Source organism: Gracilibacillus suaedae (assembly GCF_017599345.1).
GTDB classification, from domain to species: Bacteria; Bacillota; Bacilli; order Bacillales; family Amphibacillaceae; genus Gracilibacillus; species Gracilibacillus suaedae.
In genome coordinates this window covers 35,106-55,487 of sequence record NZ_JAGFVL010000032.1, presented here as the reverse complement: position 1 = coordinate 55,487, position 20,382 = coordinate 35,106, and the positions used below count along the sequence as shown (strand labels likewise).

The 20,382-nt window shown below is 35.7% G+C and carries 16 protein-coding genes; all 16 read right to left on the bottom strand.

What is annotated here, in order from left to right; genetic code table 11:
• Nucleotides 1-115: 115 nt before the first annotated feature.
• Entirely contained in the window at nt 116-1,663 is a 1,548-nt protein-coding gene (locus J5J03_RS08280) for a sulfatase family protein (RefSeq protein ID WP_208588562.1), read from the bottom strand.
• Nucleotides 1,664-1,717: 54 nt separating this feature from the next.
• Entirely contained in the window at nt 1,718-3,367 is a 1,650-nt protein-coding gene (locus J5J03_RS08275; protein WP_208588561.1) for a sulfatase-like hydrolase/transferase, read from the bottom strand.
• A 34-nt stretch (nt 3,368-3,401) separates the two neighbouring features.
• Nucleotides 3,402-4,733, bottom strand: coding sequence for a sulfatase family protein (locus tag J5J03_RS08270; protein ID WP_208588558.1), 1,332 nt, complete (start codon nt 4,731-4,733; stop codon nt 3,402-3,404).
• Between the two features lie 28 nt (nt 4,734-4,761).
• A complete protein-coding gene (locus tag J5J03_RS08265) occupies nt 4,762-6,336 on the bottom strand; it encodes a sulfatase family protein (RefSeq protein ID WP_208588556.1) in 1,575 nt (524 codons plus the stop codon).
• The gene (locus tag J5J03_RS08260) at nt 6,323-7,825 is read right to left on the bottom strand and encodes a sulfatase (RefSeq protein ID WP_208588554.1); all 1,503 of its coding nucleotides are present in this window, start codon (nt 7,823-7,825) and stop codon (nt 6,323-6,325) included. The genes J5J03_RS08265 and J5J03_RS08260 overlap by 14 nt, the downstream gene beginning before the upstream one ends.
• A gap of 16 nt (nt 7,826-7,841) precedes the next feature.
• On the bottom strand, nt 7,842-8,693 hold the full coding sequence (locus J5J03_RS08255; protein WP_208588552.1) for a carbohydrate ABC transporter permease: 852 nt from the start codon (nt 8,691-8,693) through the stop codon (nt 7,842-7,844).
• Nucleotides 8,694-8,718: 25 nt separating this feature from the next.
• Complete coding sequence (locus J5J03_RS08250) at nt 8,719-9,672, bottom strand: carbohydrate ABC transporter permease (protein ID WP_208588551.1); 954 nt, start codon at nt 9,670-9,672, stop codon at nt 8,719-8,721.
• 217 nt (nt 9,673-9,889) lie between these two features.
• Entirely contained in the window at nt 9,890-11,365 is a 1,476-nt protein-coding gene (locus J5J03_RS08245; RefSeq protein WP_208588550.1) for an ABC transporter substrate-binding protein, read from the bottom strand.
• A 133-nt stretch (nt 11,366-11,498) separates the two neighbouring features.
• Nucleotides 11,499-12,233 carry a response regulator transcription factor gene (locus tag J5J03_RS08240; RefSeq protein WP_208588549.1) on the bottom strand — a complete coding sequence of 245 codons (735 nt, stop codon included), beginning with the start codon at nt 12,231-12,233 and terminating at the stop codon, nt 11,499-11,501.
• Nucleotides 12,233-14,089 carry a cache domain-containing sensor histidine kinase gene (locus J5J03_RS08235; protein ID WP_208588548.1) on the bottom strand — a complete coding sequence of 619 codons (1,857 nt, stop codon included), beginning with the start codon at nt 14,087-14,089 and terminating at the stop codon, nt 12,233-12,235. Before J5J03_RS08235 ends, J5J03_RS08240 begins: the two co-directional genes overlap by 1 nt.
• A gap of 227 nt (nt 14,090-14,316) precedes the next feature.
• Complete coding sequence (locus J5J03_RS08230) at nt 14,317-15,261, bottom strand: formylglycine-generating enzyme family protein (RefSeq protein WP_208588547.1); 945 nt, start codon at nt 15,259-15,261, stop codon at nt 14,317-14,319.
• A 31-nt stretch (nt 15,262-15,292) separates the two neighbouring features.
• Complete coding sequence (locus J5J03_RS08225) at nt 15,293-15,829, bottom strand: chromate transporter (RefSeq protein WP_208588546.1); 537 nt, start codon at nt 15,827-15,829, stop codon at nt 15,293-15,295.
• Nucleotides 15,830-15,844: 15 nt separating this feature from the next.
• Nucleotides 15,845-16,429, bottom strand: coding sequence for a chromate transporter (locus tag J5J03_RS08220; RefSeq protein ID WP_208588545.1), 585 nt, complete (start codon nt 16,427-16,429; stop codon nt 15,845-15,847).
• Nucleotides 16,430-16,819: 390 nt separating this feature from the next.
• Nucleotides 16,820-17,287 (bottom strand): PTS sugar transporter subunit IIA, encoded by a 468-nt coding sequence (locus J5J03_RS08215; protein WP_208588543.1) that lies wholly within the window; start codon nt 17,285-17,287, stop codon nt 16,820-16,822.
• Between the two features lie 4 nt (nt 17,288-17,291).
• Complete coding sequence (locus tag J5J03_RS08210) at nt 17,292-18,671, bottom strand: sulfatase family protein (protein WP_208588541.1); 1,380 nt, start codon at nt 18,669-18,671, stop codon at nt 17,292-17,294.
• A gap of 114 nt (nt 18,672-18,785) precedes the next feature.
• Nucleotides 18,786-20,375 (bottom strand): PTS transporter subunit EIIC, encoded by a 1,590-nt coding sequence (locus J5J03_RS08205; protein ID WP_208588538.1) that lies wholly within the window; start codon nt 20,373-20,375, stop codon nt 18,786-18,788.
• Nucleotides 20,376-20,382 lie beyond the last annotated feature (7 nt).

The window sequence follows — 20,382 nt, the reverse complement described above, 5'->3', positions numbered from 1 at the left end:
CACCTCTTTTATTTATTCCATTCATTCTATCATTCTTAGAATATACCGTTTTTTTACAGACGCAAATGAACAAGTAAACTATCTGCCTCATACCGAAACAGATAGTTACTTTTAATTAAAGTGTTGATTTAAACAATTTTCCTCTCATGTTCGCTCTAAACGTTTCTTCTTTTGTAGGCTCATCGGACTGAATTTCATTAGGATGACGGCGTTTCAATTCAGGTACGTGATGTCCCCTCCCTGTTTCCTCTAAACGCTTTAGATAGTTTTGTAAATATCCTCGCGCATGGAAAGGACCACCTTCTTGCATAACCGTCCATAATGGATCAATACCATCTTTTGACTCCATCATCGCTTCATCATGCCATTCTAATAAATAATGGGCACCTTTTCTACACAATTCTGGATGTTCTTCTGCTACATTGTGATCCTCGCGTGGATCTTCTTTTAAGTTAAATAACATTTCTTTATTAAATAAATGATAACCATCATGGTAAGTGCGCATATATAACCAATCACCAAATCGAACACTTCGTTGCGCCACATGTGCACACTGGGATATAACTAGATAATCCCTTCCATTTGATTCACCATTTTGTAAAACAGATGCATAACTTTGCCCATCCCAATTTGGCGAAGGTGCTTCATCAAATAACTCGGCAAGTGTTGGTAGTAGATCTAAATGATAATGAAGGTCGTTGTCAACGTGTCCTTCTTGCATGCCTGGCCAACGAACAATCATGGGAATTCGACATGTACCATCATCCGCTGTTGCATGTTCACCGTAAATACCAAGTTGTCCCATATTCTCTCCATGATCTGCTGAAATCATAATAACAACATCGTCCATTACGCCTTGCTTCTCTAAAGCATCAAACAATAGTCCGATATGATGATCAATATAATGAATCCCTACATCATATCCATCAATCATTTTACGCAAATCATCCATATCTTGAATTTCTCCTGGATAACGTTCAAATCCTGATTCATTCGTATACGTTTGGTTATGGAAATCAATCTCTAATTCATGAACAGTATGTGAGCCAACCGCCTCTTTATGTTTTTCCAAGCGTTCTTCCGTTGCCCATTCCGGCAGTGCATCATCCTTAAAAGGATTACCATATTGGGCAGGAGCACGATAAGGTGTATGTGCATCCCAATAATTAATATATAAAAACCAATCGTCTTTATCTGCATTACGCTCGACCCAATCTTTTACCGTAGGTGTTACTTCCTCTGCAGATTCCATTCCATGCTTACCAGTATTGATGATCTCATTAAAACCAGCGTAAAAATTAAAAGTAGAATGACGTTGAGCGAATGGACTTATTAATGTTGTATGCAACCCTTGTGTTAATTGTAGAAATGATGGTAATGAATCACCTAATGAAAGTCTTCCAAATAATTGTCTATCCACCCCTTCTAATTTCATATCACCTGCAGTGCCACCATGTCCAACTAATCCATTACGGATACCTAATTGCCCTGACATTAATGCAGTACGTGATGGTGCACAAGGTGCATCAGAAGTGTAATAATTTGAGAAACGAACGCCTTGTTTGGCTATTTCATCAATGTTAGGTGTCGTTTGCCGGTTATACCCATAACAACTCATGTGGTGCGGACTTAATGCATCTAGATCTAAAAATAATAGTTTCATCGGTTATCTCTCCCTTTATTATTTTTTATCTATCCAATATAGAAATTATCTGAACTAAGCTTTTTCACTGTCTATTTCAAAGATACCTTTCACTTCTTCACTATCTTTATAACCTATTCGAACGGCTTTGGCACGAATAATTGTACTAGAATGACTAAGTTGAATGGGGCCAGTGTAAAGTTTCCATTTAGGATGCTCCGTCTCTTCCAACGTATAAATAATAGATGCACCTTCTGTTGCTGAATGCAACGAGATGGCTGTCGGTTCCTTAAATTTCTTACTATCTGTTGGTTCAAACCCAAATTCCTGACTATTGATCGCAATAAATATCGGTGATGCCGTTGTTGGCTGTACACCGTTCGGCCACATTTGTAATACCATCTGCTCTTCTGTTACATTCCCCCAAGTATCATATTTATTACACCATTCATCAAGTACATAACGTAACCGATTTAATTCACGCTGATATGCTTGATCCTTTGCTAAATTTTTTAATTCAAAAGGGTCATTTTCACAATCATATAATTCTTCCGGCGGGCGTTTGGTTTGCATGAATAACATTTGTTGCTGATTTAATTCATTTTTCAAAGCTAGCCGCCATAACTCTTGAAATGCTGGATGATGATGACTAAAAGAAGTCCAAAGTAAATATGGCTTTTCCGGATAATAATTTCGAATATATTTAAATCTCTTATCACGGACAGCACGAACTTTATCGTATGCTTGATCATGCCGATCCCGTGTTGCGAAAATATACTCTCTTTCTTCCATTTCCTCACCTAAAAATGGACGTCCTTGTAAATGATAAGGCTTCATCGATTCCGTGATCGATAACACGGTAGGACCTAAATCAATCATACTGACCATTTGTTCACTTGTTTGGTCTTCCTCAATGACGCCAGGCCAACGAACAATAAGCGGCACTCGAATTCCGGCATCATATGGCCAACGTTTCGCTCGTGGAAGTCCTTCTCCATGATCACTCCATAAAAAGACAATGGTATTTTCAACTAAGCCATCTTCCTCTAATTCATTCAAAATTAGACCGACTTGTGCATCTACTTCCGCTATTCGATTATATTGCGTTGCTATCGCTTCACGAGTTTTTGGTGTATCTGGCAAATATGGTGGTACCTCTACTTTTTCGGGATCGGTTATTTCAAACTTTAATTTATCTGATTCCGAGTAATGGGAATTTCTGATCCAATCTGCCCACATACTACTTTCATGTGTCAACATCGGATTAAACACAGAAAAAAAAGGCTGATTTGTTTCTCGATGTCGCCAATGTGCATGGTGTCCATTTTCATCCCATGCACTTAGAGGAGGTTCAAATTGATAATCCGTTTTAAAATTATTGGTACAAAAATACCCTTCAGTTCTCAAATATTCGGTAAATGTTTTGACATATGCAGGCGGAACCGCTTCATAAGGTGTTGGAAGTTCTGGTGTATATTTATTTTGATGTGCTGTTCGCATATGATGTGTTCCAATAGCCGTTTGATACATGCCTGTAATAATTGATGACCTGCTAGGAGCACAAACACCAGAAGTAGAAAATGCATTTGTATAAGTTCTTCCCTGACTCGCTAATTTATCGATATTTGGCGTATGAGCTAAATTATCTCCATAACAGCCAAACCTTGGACTAGTATCTTCAATTGATATCCAAAGAATATTTGGTCTTTTTTTCTGATTTACCATTGTGAACACCTCCGGTGCACTATCTATTCAAGAACTACCTAGTTGCTTTTCCCCAGTTAGATTCATAATCTATAATCGGTTGTTTGTTTAATGCTCCTGTTTCTTCCCACCATTTATCCACTTCTTTTTTAAGTCTTTCCTTTATCTCTCGATATTTTGGCTTGCTTGCTATATTCGTTAACTCGTCTGGGTCTTGACTTAAGTCATACATTTCCTCTTGGTTATCTTTGTAGTAATAGATATATTTAAATTGTTTCGTTTGAATCCCTCTAAATGGATGCTCACCCCAGTATGCTTTGTAGTGTTCGATAAAAACAGAAGCATTTTCATCTTCCTTGTCCCTTTGTAATAATGGAAGCAATGAAGGATGCATATCTTCAGGTACTTTTAAGCCTGCCGCATCCAATAAAGTTGCTACCATCGAAGCATTTGAATTCAAATCACTAATCGTCGTCCTTTTTGCATTGATCCATGGAACATAGATTACTAATGGTATTTGATAAAGCTCCTTATATGGGAGAACACCTTTTAGCCTTAATTGGTGGGCGCCTTGCATATCACCATGATCAGAAGAAAAGACAATCATTGTATCCTTTAGTAAATTTTTTTTTGCTAATTTTTCTAAAATTTTACCGAGGTTACGATCCATTAATGACACTAGCTTATGGTATTTTTTCGCATCTTTTTGGATGATCTCTTCTGTTAATTGAGATTCTCCAGAAGTTGCTCTCTTTTTTTGATGTTCTGGTTTGGTCGATAAATCATCTTTATAATAACTATCAGGAATTGGCATATCACTCTCGTTAAACATATCTTCAAATGCCATTATATTTTCAAATGGACCGTGTTCTACATAATTGGGATTATTAGGATGTGGCAGATACCAAGAAACTTGCATAAAAAATGAATGATCCTTTTGATAATCATCTAAATAATTTAATGCTTGGACAGTAGAAACCGCATCTCGGTGACTTAAATAAACAGGGTCTTCATTTGCTCCCCAAAGATCAAGTCCATCTGTTCGATAATCTGTCACTTGAAAGCCATACTCTTTAGGTTCCCCCCCTAAATGCCATTTCCCAAAATATACCGTCTCATACTCACCATTATTGAACTCTTTTGCAACATTATCTATTTCAGAATCTAACTTGTGCCCAATAACATTAACCCCTACCTCATGAGGATATTTACCAGTCATCCAAGTCGCCCGAGATGGAGCACATTGAGCAGAGGTACAAATATGATTAGTAAAAGTTACTCCCTTATCCATAAGTTGATTTAAATTTGGCGTATAATAATGATCATTTGTTAATGTATCTACACGCTGTTGATCTGTTGTAATAAAAATAATATTTTTGTTGGCCATTTTCTCACCTACCCATCTATGAAATCTCTTAAGAATTCACTTTACAATCTCCATATACAGCATCAATTTTTAATACCCGCTTATTTAATTTTTCTTCTGATTCCCATCCTTTTATAGAAGACACAGCAGAAGTAACTCGTGAAGCCACAGGTGCTAATTCTCTGTTTCTATTTATGTTCTTTTTCATATCATTTTCTTTTCGTTTTTGTATTATTTTTTTAAATTGTTCTGTAGCTTGATGATAGAAATATAGATCTATCAAATCCGCTCGCCAATTAAGTAAAGAAGCAACTAACTGCTCTCTTATTTTTATTAATGCTGGATGACTAGCTAAATTATGTTGTTCTAATCGATCGTTTCTGCGATCATAGAGTCTTGCTTCTCCATTATCAAAATAATACTCTAACTTCCATTTTTCTGTAGCAATCGCCGCAGATTTAAATAAAGTTCCAATCGCGCACTTTCGGGGAGAGGGTTTATTTTGAGATAAAGGTGTATATAAATCAAACCCTTGCATCGTCTTATTTTCTATTCCTGCAGCTGCTAGTATGGTAGTTGATATATCATTCCATATCGCAAATTTTCGTTTCTCTCCTTCGGGCAACGTACCTGGCATACTCATAATAAATGGAACTCTCCAAGACGCATCATAATAATTGTGTTTATCATTAAATCCATGATCAAACAATTGCAACCCATGATCGGAAGAAAAAATAATCAACGTATTCTCTCTTAGACCAGCATCATTAATAAACTTTATTAGTCTGCCAATTTGATTATCGCAATAGGCTGCCAAACCATAATATAATTTTCTCAGTTGATCGATTTTATCCTTAATTTCTTCAGAATAGATTGCTCCACGGGCTTCAAACAAATCTTGGATTTCTACTTCCGTATTCGATGGTGTACTTGCGTCATAACCGGAAAATCCCAATATTGTTTTCAACTGTTCAGGAAGTTCTTCGATTTCACCCTCTTGATAATTGATTTCCGGTAATGTTATATCATCATATAAATGTGCCCATTTACCTGGTGGATCAATCGGTTCATGTGGGCTAACCATCGAGCAAAAGGCAAAGAATGGCGCATTTTTATTTTCTGTCCAATTTTTAATTTCCTCAATCGTTTTATCTACTAGGAAAGCTTCCATAAACAACTCTTCTGGAACCGGATTAGGATGATCACTCACTCGACTATAGCCGTGCTTTCGAATATGAGCTGCATAACAGTCATCTGTATCCATCATTTTCTCTGTCACAATATATTTAGCATCAAACGAATCAGGTATTGGTCCAAAGTGGGTTTTCCCTATCATAATATTGTGGTAACCATGTTCCTTTAAATGATCTGGTAGTGTAGGAAAGTGATTATAACGCTTTAAACCATTTTCAATGCAGCCATGTATCGGTGAGTGTAATCCCGTTATTAAACTACTTCTTGCAACGGCACACACTGGCGAAGAAGTGTGTGCTTGTTCAAATAAAACACCCTCTTCGGCAAGTTTATCCAAATTCGGGGAGATAGCAAACTCACTTCCCATACATCTCAATGTGTCACATCTTTGAGAATCTGTCGTAATCAATAAGATATTAGGTTGTGTCATATTCACCACTTCCTTCTGGGTTTCTTAATCCTAACCGAAGATATTGCTCGATAGGTGCATCATATTGATTCATCACTTCAATCAGAATCTGTTGATACTTGTTTTTTAGCTGACTATCATCAATAGTATGTTTTTGTTGATAGTCAGCACGAATATCAAACAAATAAGACTCTAATATGTTCTTAGCCATCACAAATGGTTTTCCTTTTTTACTATAAGGAAATTTGTATACTGGGTAACTGGTATGTGTTAAAAATCGTCCCATCTCTATATTTTCTCTATTTTCACTATCATGATATCCTCGAAAAGTTGTTGGCATTGCCGTATATACATAACATGGATGATTATCTTCATGATTAGGCGCTCTTAAATAGGTATAATCTCCATCGGTTAGGTTAACTGTCATACCAAACATACCGTAAATAGCATAATCTCTTACCTTCTCTTGATTATTCTTGCATAAACCTAGTAAACTATTACCTTGTACACTTTCCGGTATTGATAACTGGAAGTACTCTAAAATAGTAGGCATGATATCAATATTTTGGGTAATCGAATCAATGTGTGTTCCGTGTGCTTCCACTTCCGGTACATGGATCATTAAAGGCAAGTGGGCCACTTCATTGTATGCATGCATAATATTTTTTCCTGTCCAATTATGCTCGCCAAGTAATAAACCATGATCCGTAGTAAAGATAACTAATGTATCATCCCATATATCTTGCCTATCCATTTCATCAAGTAGTTTTCCTAACCAATGATCAATCATCGTAAGCGTTGCGGCATATCGTTTTTGAATATGATCGATTGCTTCCTCTGATTCATTCACTTTTGCATATTTAGGCCAATCAAACCTAGGACCTTGATAACTATCATCATACTGGTCAAGATAGTGGTCAGGTGTTACGAATGGTTCGTGGGGATCAAAGGCTTCTACCATTAAAAAATAATTATCTGCTTTTTCATTGTCTTGTAACCACTGACAAGCTGCTTGCATCGTCTTTGGGCCTGGATAAGTTGTTTCTTCTTCCAATTTGGATCGGTTTTTTTCGTTCTGTTCAAGAAAACGACCTATATATTCTTTTGGTGGATCTGCTTGGTGGACATTTGAAACCCATGGATCTCCTTCTTGTCCTCGGTGGAAATCCCATGTATTAAAAGATTGACAATAATTCTCACCACCTGTAGAAAAATAATGGTAGTGATCAGTTACAATATGAGAAAATATATTATTTTCTTTTAAACAGTTTGTCAGGGTTATATCAAAGGGCTCTAATCCACCCCATCCTCGTTCTAAAAAATCTAACCTACCCGTAAGCATATCTCTTCTTGCTGGCATACAAGGAAGAGATCCTGCCCAATGATTATCAAAAATGAACGATTTTTCTGCTAATCGATTAATATTCGGTGTGTTCACCCATGTTTGTTTATTATAGATATCCAACATATGACGATTCAGTGTATCTAATAAAATGACAATCGCCTTCATTATCATAGCTCCTTTGTTATCCTTTTACTGCTCCAGAAATACCTTCCACGAAATATTTTTGCAAGAAGAAAAAGATAATAATAACTGGTAATACAGAAATCGTTGCACCAGCTGCAATCCCTGTCCAATCAACTATGTTCTCTCCTTGAAATGCATATAAACCAACCGATAAAGGACGTATACTGGGATTACTTAATGTTAGAATTAGAGGTATTAAAAAAGAATTCCATGTAAATATAACTTGCATAATGATCGTACTCCCGATAATCGGCTTAGATAAAGGCAACATGACATGGATGAATGTTCTGATAAATCCACAACCATCCATAGTTGCCGATTCTTCCATTTCTTTTGGTATCTGAGAAAAGAATCCAGCAAACATCAACACAAGCATCACATGTCCTCCACCAGATTCTGCTAAAATTACACCTATCATTGTATTGGATAAACCTAATGCGTTAATTAATGCAACAATAGGAATAATCGAAAACTCAAGTGGTATAAACATACTACTAACTAACAACACATAGATGACTTTTTTGCCAGGAAATGAGAATCTTCCAAGCGCATAACCACAAGCAGATGTGGAAATTAATACGATAAGAACGACACTTGCCGTTATGATGAGTGTGTTTAAAAAATATTGACTAAAATTAGCCGTTTCCCAAGCTCTCGTGATATTTGAAAAGTTAAAAGAACTTGGAATAATACTGAGTCCATTTTCAAAAAACTCTGCATCACTTTTAAATGAAGATGCCACCATCCATAAAAATGGATACATCCAAATAAAACAAATACCAATTAAAAAAATGTGTGTCACAAGTCTCGAGATCGAGCTAAATCGACTCACCGATAAACTGTTATTCATATTTTCACTCCTTTTGATTGAGAGGTTATACGTGACTATTTGCTTTCACTTTATTTCGTAGATATTGTATAAAAAGCATGAGAAAAACAATAGTAAAACCAAAGAATACACCTGCTGCCGATCCATACCCCATCCGGGGTTGTCCTATCTCACCTGCAAATGCAGCGCTATAGATATAGGTGGAAACTACATCTGTAGCAAAAAACGGTCCACCATCTGTTAATGTTTTGATCAAATCAAAAGCTCTTAACGAAAATGCGACATTAAATAGTAAAATTACTGCGCCAATGGGTACTAATAAAGGTAATGTTATGGAAAAAAAAGTTCGAATGTGACCTGCTCCATCCATATATGCCGCTTCATAAAGCTCTTTAGGAATTCCCTGTAAACCAGCTAACCAAAATATCATGTTAATACCCGTACTCATCCATATTGATACCATAATTACGGTCGGCATTGCCCATGTCATACTGCCTAAAAAATCGATTGGAGTATCTAATAAACCTATTTGCATCAATAAATAGTTTACTGCTCCATCAGAACTCCAAATAAAACTCATAATTATACCGATAATCGCAGCACTTGTAATTACTGGTAGAAAAATAAACGTTCGATACACACTAGCAAACTTTAATTTCGGATTATTGAGAATTACTGCAAAAAGTAGTCCAAGTATTAATTGAAATGGAACACTTCCAAATGAATAGATGAAGACATTTTTAAAAGCATTCCAGAAGTATTTATCTTGCACTAGTTCTTTAAAATTTGCTAATCCTATAAATTCAATACTAGAACTTAAACCATTCCAATTAGACATCGCATAAAACCAACTAGATACAATCGGCCATAATTGGAATAAGATAAATAAAATCATATTAGGCAAGACAAACATCCAACACCAAAATGCAATATTCTTCTTGTTTTTTTTCTTTGAATTTAATGCACTCTGTTTATTTAATGTCGTTTCTGTATTTGACATATTGCCAACCTCCTTTTCATGTGGCAGGCATGTATTACCCACCACATGAATATTTATCGCAGTGTAACTGGCTGTAGTACTCCCACTTCAAGAAATAAGGGAACACGTCATGTCTAAGTGGGAGATCCAACAGCCAGTAACGGCCCGATTGGTTCAACTAACGCTCAGTGGGGGATGGAAAAAACCCCCACTGAACGAAGTTTCACTTTATATACAGTTATTGATTGTAATTTTCCATTGGATCCCAGTCAGGAAAAACAAAATCATCTATACTCACATTTGCCCCATCTTCTTGAGCAGCACTTATAGCATCCTCTAAAGCTTGATCTGTCTGTTTTGACAAGTCTTCAAGCATAGGTTCATAATCACGTAAGCCTGATATAGCAACACCTTGCATAATTTCTGCTGCAGATGGTGTCACATCAACATACTCCCCCAGAACTGTTGTGACATCAAGATTCACAGCCTCTGGAATAGGACCACCAACTAAAATATCATTATATAGCTCATAAAATTCTAAAAACTCTCCAGAAGCATATTCCTCAATTGCTCCATCTACCGGAGAATAGTTATGTTGGTTTTCTACTACTTTTCTTTGGTAAAAATCTCCTCCGTAAAGTTCTTCCAAATATTTAGCAGCTAATTCAGGATGTTCTGTTTCTGAATAGATACCAAATCCCACCTGTGCTACAGTATCAATAGAACCTTTTCTTTCTCCGGTTGGAGTTGGAGGTGCCATCACTCCGTAATTCAAGTCTGGACTATTGGCATTCCAAACACCTATATTCCATGCCCCTTGAATAATAAAACCTGCTTCGCCATTAGCAAAAATTTGTCTTGCTTCCGGTGCAGTAAGACTTGATGTACGTGGATGAATACTACCATCATCTGCTAATCCAGCGAATAGGTCATAAATATCTGTAATCGCCTCTGTATGATATGGAGCTTCTCCGGTTAATTTACTAACGGGGGAATTATCTGCTAAACCAGCACCATTTAAAGAGCCCCATTGTTGAACTGTATAAATAAAGCGATTACTTTGCTTTCCACCTTCTATTAGTCCATAAAAATCACCATTACCCGCTTCTGTAATCTGACGAGCATAGTCACGAAATTCCTCATATGTTTGAGGAGGTTGCTCTGGGTCTAGTCCTGCTTCTTTGAATAGATCTTTATTGTAAAAAACCATTGTAGTAGGCTGGGCAATTTGTTGTGGTATGGTATAAATCTCACCATCTACTATATTTAAACCTTCTTTAAATAGACCTTCTCTGAAAATTTCAAAGAACCCTTCTTCTACTAATGGATCTAAAGGTTGAAACCAACCTTCTTCTACTAATACTGGTAAACTAAAACTTAATGGTGCCATAAAGACATCGGGTGCATCTCCAGTTCTTATGGCATTAAGAATTGTATCCGTAAATTGTTGTTGTGTTAATGTCGTATATTCAATATTTGTAACTTCAGGATATTTCTCCATAAATTTCTCATGAAATTCTTCCCTTAGATATTTGGTAGAATCTGCCCAATCCATTACTCGTAAAGTAATTCCATCTTCACTATTTTGTTCCTCATTTAAATCACTATCATTATTGGTATTATCACCAGTTGTGGTTTCATCACTACTACAAGCAAAAAGAAATAATATTAACGCAAACATAATAACAGAAAAGCTTAGCCATTTAATCTTCATCGGAATAGCCTCCTTTTTAATAAAACCAACGTTATCTTTAAAATGAATCGATTGTATCCGGATACATTTTAATTGTAACCGCTTCCTAAATTGGATGTTAGACACGTTTTTTTACTTTCATAGGTACTTTTTTTTACTTCCTATCTCTATATTCACTAGGTGTGACTCCTTCTTCCTTTTTAAACGTTCTACGGAAATGCTTCTCACTTTGAAAACCAACTTTTCTTGATATAGTTTCAATGGTGATTTCTCCCCTAATTAACATTTCTTTTGCTTGTTTCATTCGTACTTCACGTAGGTATTGTACAAATCCGATTCCTGTCTCTAATTTAAACAATCTACTAAGGTATGAAGCATTAAATCCTACTTGGTCTGCTATTTCGGATAACGATAGATCTTTCATATATTCTCGATCAATTAAATCTATAGTATACTGAATTACATCTACCCCAACTTGCTGATTTTCATTGATTTGTATACTAAGCTGTTGGTCATCATTGATTTGAGATTCTATATTTTCAAAGACTTCGCTTAGCTCTTCCTTCTTGACTGGTTTTAACAAATAATCAAAGGCTCCAAGTCGAATTGCCTTTCGAGCATACTCAAACTCACTATGGCCAGTAATAATAACAACCGGCTGCTGATAAGCCAACTCATTCTTCCTCTCAATAAATTCTAATCCATCCATAATAGGCATTTTTATATCAGTAATTATAAGATCAAATTTAACGTTATTCATTTTAGACAATGCCTCATGTCCATTCTGAGCAATATCACTAACTTCAAAAGGGCATTCCAATTTATTAATTACCTTTCGCATACCTTCCCCCATCCAAAATTCATCTTCTACAACCAATACGTTAAACATTATGGCTCATTCCTTTCATTCTCGATTGGAATTTTTATAGTAATGATAGTACCCTGACCTTCTTTGCTATCAATCGTTAAAAAACTTTTTCCTTCATAATTAAATAACAATCTCTGTTGAACATTATAGAGACCTATACTATTCGAAGGTAACTCCTCATTCGAGGCGTTTGTCTCATGGCACGTCAGTTTCCGATTTAGTAATTCCATTTTTTCTTGGGACATCCCAACACCGTTATCTATTACTTTAATTGTTAAGTACTTATCATCGTCTTCTCTAACCGTTATGTTTAGAGTACCTTGTTTGCCACTTGGTATAATTCCATGCTCCACTGCATTTTCAACTAATGGCTGTAATATTAACTTAAGGATATAAATATTCTGTAAATGGCCGGAACAATTAATGCCATATTGAATTTTCCCAGGAAAACGAATTTGAATAATGCGAAGATAAGCATTAACATGATTTAATTCTTCTTCAATTGTTTTATAATTTTGATTATCAATACTATATTGAAACATGGATGATAATGCATCACTCATTTCCGTCACTTCTTCTATTTCTTTTATTTCTCCGATACACTTCATCGTATTTAATGTGTTATACAAAAAATGTGGATTAATCTGCATCTGTAACGCTCTAAACTCAGATTCTCGATGCAGTAATCTTAATTTAATTTCTTGAATCTTAGAATCATACACTCTATTTTTCAAACTCTCTAAATTTTGCAACATTCGATTAAATGTTTTTGTTAGCTTTCCATATTCGTCACTCCTTAAGACAGGCACTCGCACTGAGAGATCTCCTGTCTCAGCTTTCAACATATAATTCTGTAATTCCACTAATGGATTGGTTATTAATTGACTTAAATATTTAGAAAAAAGGATGACAAAGAGAATTGCATTAGTTGCAATAAAATAAATACTATTCCTTACTGCACTTATATTACCTGACACTTCTTCAAAAGGAACTACTGATAATATCTTCCACCCTGTCTTATCAGATGTCGTGAACGAAATTAATGTTTCCTTATTCTCTAAATTTATAATTCCATAACCACTATATTGATTTTCTAAATTTAAGTCCTTTAGTCGTTTTAAAAAACTACTAGGTATATTTTCATTTTCAAACAAGAGTTTATCACCACTTGTTAAAACGCTTACAAAACCAGTATCACCTATTTGTACCATATCACTCATTTGCGATATAAAGGATGGATCAAAATTAAATAGTAAAGTACCTTTTTCTTTTGTCAATTGATACATTCTACCGCCAAATGTCACAACTTGCTCATCATTAGTAAAGCTTGCCGAGTGAGGTGGATAGAGAGCAAACTCTTTCTCTTCTTTTATTTTTTGGTACATTTGATTTTCAGTTAGAAAAGCATCATCAATTTCAACTGCACTCCACCAGCTAGAAAATAACGGATTAGTTGATGGTTTGCTATAATACAAGATACTCCCATAGTCATTTACAACAAAAACAGACCATAGATGATCACGATAATCAACCGTAGTCGCTAATAAATCTCGTAAATCTAATTGCATATCAAGATACATAGGATCCGTTTGGTCCTGTAAATTCAGAAAACGTTGAACATCTTGATCGTTTTGAATACTTAACGCCAGATATTCCATTTCTTCTATAAATGCGTCTAATCTTAAATCAACTTGTCTAGATGTTTCCACCATATATTTACCTAATTCATCTTTCAAAGTTTGTGATGAAGAAATATAAAAGAAGTATGAAACCAAAAGAATTGGTGTGAAGCTAACTAAGTAAAAGGTAATTAACAATTTAGGGCGAATCATAATATGACTTGTCCATTGATCCAGTTTCTGTAATAATTTATTCATGGTGATCCCTCTCTTTCAATCACTTACTATTACTACTAAATAAATCACCTCTATTTTCAAATCGTCTATCACCTCTCTTGGGATTTAATATTTCATAATAGAAATAATAGTTTTTCTAATTTACTTAATTTTAATTAGAGAAATAAAAGCCACCCACAATACGAGTGACTTTTATTAAAAATGGCTAACTATTTACATGATTAGAAAGCTTAAGGAAATATTTTCTACTAAACACTCTTCACACACCGAAAACCAATATTCCCTGAAGAACTATCTACTGTATTGGAACTTCTAGCTGCTACTCGGTATCGATTACAATAGGAATGATGACATAAATAAGAGCCACCACGCATTACCTTTAAAATATCTCCATTGACTGGTTTCTGATCTATCTTCCCATTTCGATCTATTTGAAATGTATCAGCACACCATTCCCACACATTTCCTGATACATTATATAGTCCATAACCATTAGGAGGAAAAGATTGAGCAGGTGCTGTACCGATAAATCCGTCATCTTCAGTATTGTTTTGCGGAAATTCTCCTTGCCAAATATTACAGTAATGTTCACCATTCGGCGTCAATTCATTGCCCCAAGGAAACTTCTTTTGCTCCAAGCTACCCCTTGCAGCATATTCCCATTCTTTTTCTGTTGGTAGTCTTTTCCCTGCCCACTTACAATAGGCTACTGCATCGTTCCATGAGACATGTATAACGGGATGATCCATCCGATCTTCAATTGTTGAGCCTATTCCTTCTGGTTGATACCAATACGCTTGTTCTGTTGCAAGCCACCAAGGTGTTTGCGGTACTTGTTGGAGTTTTCCTGGGAAATCTTTTGGAACAAATTGATAAAAGACAAATGACCAACCGTACTGCTCTGCTTCTGTTTTGTATCCTGTATCATCCACAAATTTTTTAAATTGCTGATTTGTTACCGTATGTATATCAATATAGAAAGGAGCTACCTTTACTTTTTGGACAGGTCCTTCTCCATCTGTTTTAAAACCTTCATCATCATCCGTACCCATTAGATACTCTCCACCATCTAATAATATCATGCCATCCTCACTAGCAATATTTTCCTGGATATTTTGATCGTTCTCTTGTTTATTAAAGGACATAAAGTCTGACCTACTTACTTGACAGCAACTTCGCTTCTTCTCATCCATCGATACCCCTCACTTTCCTAAATCAATAATTTTAGTATAACACGACGCCAAAAAAACCCGCCAAAGCTATTACATAAATTGGATGCATTCGTAATTTCATTAACGCAAAAAACGACAAGACACATATCATTAATAAACTAAATGTTTGAAAAGAAAAATCACCTATTACATTGTTGGTAATTGCAAACCGTATCGCCGCGTAAATAATTAAACCAGTAATTATTGGTCGCAATCCATAAAAAGCCGATTTTACAATTGGCAATTCGTTAAATTTAAAAAAGAAGGTAGCGATAATTAATATAATCATTAAGGAGGGAATAACCATACCAAACGCTGACACAATCGCACCTGATAATCCTGCTGTTTGATAACCTACGAAAATAGCACTGTTTGTCGCGATCGGTCCTGGTGACATTCCAGCAACTGCAATTACATCAGTAAATTCTTGTGTTGTCATCCAACCATGTTGTGATACTTCCATCTCTATTACCGGAATCATCGCATACCCTCCGCCAAAAGACACAAACCCAATCATTAAGAAGGTCCAAAATAAGTCCAAAAGTTCCACTGCTAATCCCCCTCCCTATTTATCATCTCTTTCTAATCGTGTTGCATAGCCTAATAAGCTTTTCACCTTTACAACAACAATCCCTAAGCCAATACCTCCTACAATAATGATCACTGGATGAAGATGTAAAAAGTATAATATTGCTGCAGTAACAATGGTAATAACTAGAGTTGTTTTGTCATAGATAGCCGTCAAACCAATTTTGTAAGCTGCAAATGCAATTAAAGCGACAATTGCTGCTCGAATTCCAACAAATGCAGATTCTACATACGGATTATCTTTAATAAAAAGGAATAAAATACTCAGGCCAACCACAATAAGAAATGTTGGTAAAAGGACACCAGCCATTGCAACAACAGCACCTCTAACTCCTGCTAAGCGGTATCCAATAAACGTAGCTGAATTAATAGCAATTGCTCCTGGTACAGATTCTGCAATCGCAAATATTTCAGATACATCTTTCGTCTTGACCCATTTTCTTTTGTCTACTACTTCCCTTTCGATCATTGGAATCATTGCATATCCACCACCAAAAGTGACTGGACCTATTTTTAAAAAGGAAAGAAAGATTTGTAATAAATACTTCCAATTGGTTTTCAATTACAGCCCTCCCTTATTAACACTAATAACTTTTATCCATTTTGATTATAACACACTTTGTTCCATAACGGATAAAAGTTAGCGGATGCTCTTGATAGATTTTAATTAATATGACATTTCCGTTATGGTTGACTGGAAGCCTTAAATATTTATTTTTTCAAATCTAAAATAAAAAGTCATTAGCGTCCATTAGGAAAGGTAGAAGGGAACTTTACGAGTATATATAACAATTTATAGAGTTAAACTTTATAACTAATAGCCAAACAGAATACATTTTTATGCTCCGCTCTTGATGAAGAAATAGCTGAAACATCAGACAAAACTAGTTAATAAAACTCTTAGGAAAACCAACTATTAATAGAAATAGGGAGACATAGTAATTATATCTCCCTATTTTACCGTTATTATATCTTTTTCCAGTTCAGTTACTGGTTGGCCGGGTTTATGCACCGTGCATGTTTCCCCATTACTAAATACAACAATTACATCGATTGACGGTACTTTTGACTGAATTTCGTCAAAATCTACAGTTAGTAATAAATCTCCTTGCTTGATTTTTTGATTGTTTTTTACATGAGCGCTAAATCCTTCACCTTTTAGATTAACAGTATCTACACCTACATGAATCAATATTTCTAAGCCATCAGATGACTTCAAACCAATAGCGTGCTTTGTATCAAACACAAAGGCAACCTCGCCATTGACAGGAGACTTAATCTGATTGCTCTCTGGTTTAATGGCAAATCCGTCGCCGAGCATTTTTTGAGCAAAGGATTCATCTGCAACGTCCTTAATATTTTTTATTGTTCCTGTAACAGGACTAACAAAAGTTGATTTCTTAAATAAACTTTTAAACATTCGATTACTCCCCTACTTTCAGAAAATCATCTGGATCTTTTGAACTTGGATTATAGTTTTCTTTTTTATTAATTTTCCACCCTTCTTGCAACCGAAAATGTCCCTCTAAGATAGGATCATTAGTTTCTTTCTGATGGCTGGCAAGTTTTTCGCGTAATTCATCCGCAATTCCTTGATATGCAGGATCATTAATAACATTGTTCTTTTCGCCCGGATCAAACAACAGATCATAAAGCGCCTCTTCCGGTTTCCCTACTTTCTCTAAACCATTTTCCTGATAATAAGCTTTACTTATAGAGTTATCAATATTTGTTCGGTTGATCTTTAAATAAGAGGTATCATAATATTTGATATACTTATAACGATCCGTTCGCACACTTCGAGCTGGCTCGTAAGCCGTATGATAATTAATTTCTGAAAAAACTGCTTCTCTTCCACGAAACGCTTCTTCTTCAAAGAGTCTTGCAAATGATTCTCCTTGTAGGTAATCCGGTTTTTCCAGATCTAACAAATCACACAACGTCGGAAAAATATCAACCTGTGAAACTAAATCATTTACCTCTTCACCATTCATTTTGCTTCCATTTATACGCATGATTAACGATACACCAATACCGGAATCAAACAAATTACACTTATTAAATGGAAAAGCAATCCCATGATCTGTTGTAAAGATAATGATTGAATTATCATAAAAACCAGCATCCTTAATGGCATTAATCACCACTTTAAAAGATTCATCCATCCATGTTGCTGATCTTAAATAGCCCGCATAATCTTCGCGAATTGGCCGATCGTCTGCTAGTGGTGATGGTGGCATCACATATTTAGGATCAATTTCCTCCTTATTACCATGACTTTTTTCTGGAAACTTCCGATGGGTAGAAAATAAACCATATGATAAGAAGAATGGTTTATCATCACGATAGGATTCTAGCCATTCCTTCACCTTGCAAGCATTTTTATAATCCCATTCCGCTAGTTCAGGTTCAGATAGACCTGAGTTATCTGTACTAATATCTTGCTTGTAGCCAATTGTTTTCGCCCCTTGCTCATGATCGATATAACTACCTGCCTCATGCTGGATACCACAAAGTACTGTATTGTAGTCATGTTGGTTCAGGAAATGAACAAGATGTTGATTGTAGTCATGAAGCTTAAAACCACGTTGCGACAGACCATACATACCGTTACTATGCGGATACATACCGGTTAATAGACCTGCTCTACTAGGTGAACAGGTTGGACCAACACAATATGCCTCACGAAAGATAGTGGCATCCTTTGCAAAGTCTGCTAAGGCAGGAGTCGGTACATTATAACCATAAGGACTCAGAACTTTTCCACTGTCATGTGTGTGTATATAAATAATATTTTTTTTCATGTTTGTACACTCCTTATCGTATATTTCAAGGAAGGAGAGAGAAGTTTAGTTTAACTTCTCTCTAGTTGCAAAAAATTCAGAAACAAGCGAATATGATGTCTGCCTTCCGGTGTACTATTTTTGCTTTAAATGCTCAATATTTTTCTCATCAATAAATTCGTCTATCTCTCCCCGAATCGTATTAACCTTTGGTCCATAAATAACTTGTATCGCTTTACCTCGTACAACAGTATTCATTGCACCAGTTTGTTTTAACACATTGGCATTAATTTGGTCAGGTTTTTTTACAGATACTCTTAAGCGTGTTGCACAATTATCGATATCAGTAATATTGTTGAAACCACCTAACCCCTCAATAATGCGTTGCGCTTGCCCACCTTCATAAGAACTATTTGCATTTTTCTCTTCTTCTGTAATTTCTTCATCGTCTCTACCAGGTGTTTTAGCGTTTAGTTTTACAATTAATGTTTTAAAGACGAAGTAGTAGACAAATATGATTGGAATAGCTAATAAGATTGCCCATAAATAATTTGTCTTATCATTTCCTTGGAATACACCAAATAAGAGAAATTCCACCAGACCTGCTGAAAAGGTTGAGCCAATCGTAATATTAAACAAGCTAGCTACGACAAAACTACAAGCGAATAAGATGGCTTCAGCAACAAATAATAATGGTGATGCAAAAAGTAAGGCAAAAGAAATTGGTTCTGTTACCCCTGTGATAAATGCTGTCAATCCAACAGATATTAAAAATCCAGATGTTGCCTTTCTTTTTGGCCCTGCTGGAATCGTTTTATACATAGCCAAAACGATCCCGACCATTCCGAACATCATGTGCAAATAACGACCACTATTAAATAAAGCTAAATTACTAAAGAACTGTGTCGTGTTTGGATCAGATAACTGTGCCAAGAAGATAGTTTGAAATCCTTCATATACTTGACCACCAACTTCCATTGTTCCCCCAGCAGCAGTTGTCCAAAATGGTAGATAGAACACATGGTGTAAACCAAAAAGATATAGTGTTCTTAACAAGAGCCCATATAAGAATGCTCCGAAAGTTCCCAGACCAGTCGCAAATTCTCCAAAACTAGCTATAGCGTTTCCAATGAATGGCCATACAATAAACATAATCGAACCAACAATTAAGAATACAAAGGTATTAACAATTGGAACAAAGCGTGACCCACCAAAAAAGGCAAGAAATTCTGGTAATTTTATATTATAAAAGCGGTTATGAACTAATCCTGTGATAATACCTGCTAAAATACCACCGAACACTCCCATTTGTAATGTCATAATACCAAATTGTGCACCTTGTCCAACTAAACGTGGGTCCATATCTCCTGTTGCAAGTTGACCAGTAATATCAAGTAGGGAATTAATCGTAATAATGAGTACAAAATAACCAACAACACTGGCCAATCCAGCAGAACCTTTTTCTCTTCTAGCTAAACCAACTGCAATCCCAATTGCGAAAATTAATGGTAAGGCATCAAATACACCAGAACCAGCAGCATTCATTAAGCTCAAAATCGCTTGTAAAATAGTGTTATCCAAAAATGGATAACTTTCTATAACTGCTTCTCCGGATAAAGCTGCAGAAATACCTAGCAATAATCCTGCAACAGGAAGAATCGCAACAGGTAATAAAATAGCTTTTCCAAGTCTTTGTCCAAACTCTATTAGTTTATCTTTCAACATTACTCCA

Excerpts from the sequence above, each read along its gene's own strand:
- J5J03_RS08230 (WP_208588547.1), bottom strand. The coding sequence starts at position 15,261 with ATGGATGAGAAGAAGCGAAGTTGCTGTCAAGTAAGTAGGTCAGACTTT.
- J5J03_RS08245 (WP_208588550.1), bottom strand. The coding sequence starts at position 11,365 with ATGAAGATTAAATGGCTAAGCTTTTCTGTTATTATGTTTGCGTTAATA.
- J5J03_RS08265 (WP_208588556.1), bottom strand. The coding sequence starts at position 6,336 with ATGACACAACCTAATATCTTATTGATTACGACAGATTCTCAAAGATGT.
- J5J03_RS08260 (WP_208588554.1), bottom strand. The coding sequence starts at position 7,825 with ATGAAGGCGATTGTCATTTTATTAGATACACTGAATCGTCATATGTTG.
- J5J03_RS08210 (WP_208588541.1), bottom strand. The coding sequence starts at position 18,671 with ATGAAAAAAAATATTATTTATATACACACACATGACAGTGGAAAAGTT.
- J5J03_RS08250 (WP_208588551.1), bottom strand. The coding sequence starts at position 9,672 with ATGTCAAATACAGAAACGACATTAAATAAACAGAGTGCATTAAATTCA.
- J5J03_RS08270 (WP_208588558.1), bottom strand. The coding sequence starts at position 4,733 with ATGGCCAACAAAAATATTATTTTTATTACAACAGATCAACAGCGTGTA.
- J5J03_RS08205 (WP_208588538.1), bottom strand. The coding sequence starts at position 20,375 with ATGTTGAAAGATAAACTAATAGAGTTTGGACAAAGACTTGGAAAAGCT.
- J5J03_RS08275 (WP_208588561.1), bottom strand. The coding sequence starts at position 3,367 with ATGGTAAATCAGAAAAAAAGACCAAATATTCTTTGGATATCAATTGAA.
- J5J03_RS08255 (WP_208588552.1), bottom strand. The coding sequence starts at position 8,693 with ATGAATAACAGTTTATCGGTGAGTCGATTTAGCTCGATCTCGAGACTT.
- J5J03_RS08235 (WP_208588548.1), bottom strand. The coding sequence starts at position 14,089 with ATGAATAAATTATTACAGAAACTGGATCAATGGACAAGTCATATTATG.
- J5J03_RS08215 (WP_208588543.1), bottom strand. The coding sequence starts at position 17,287 with ATGTTTAAAAGTTTATTTAAGAAATCAACTTTTGTTAGTCCTGTTACA.
- J5J03_RS08240 (WP_208588549.1), bottom strand. The coding sequence starts at position 12,233 with ATGTTTAACGTATTGGTTGTAGAAGATGAATTTTGGATGGGGGAAGGT.
- J5J03_RS08280 (WP_208588562.1), bottom strand. The coding sequence starts at position 1,663 with ATGAAACTATTATTTTTAGATCTAGATGCATTAAGTCCGCACCACATG.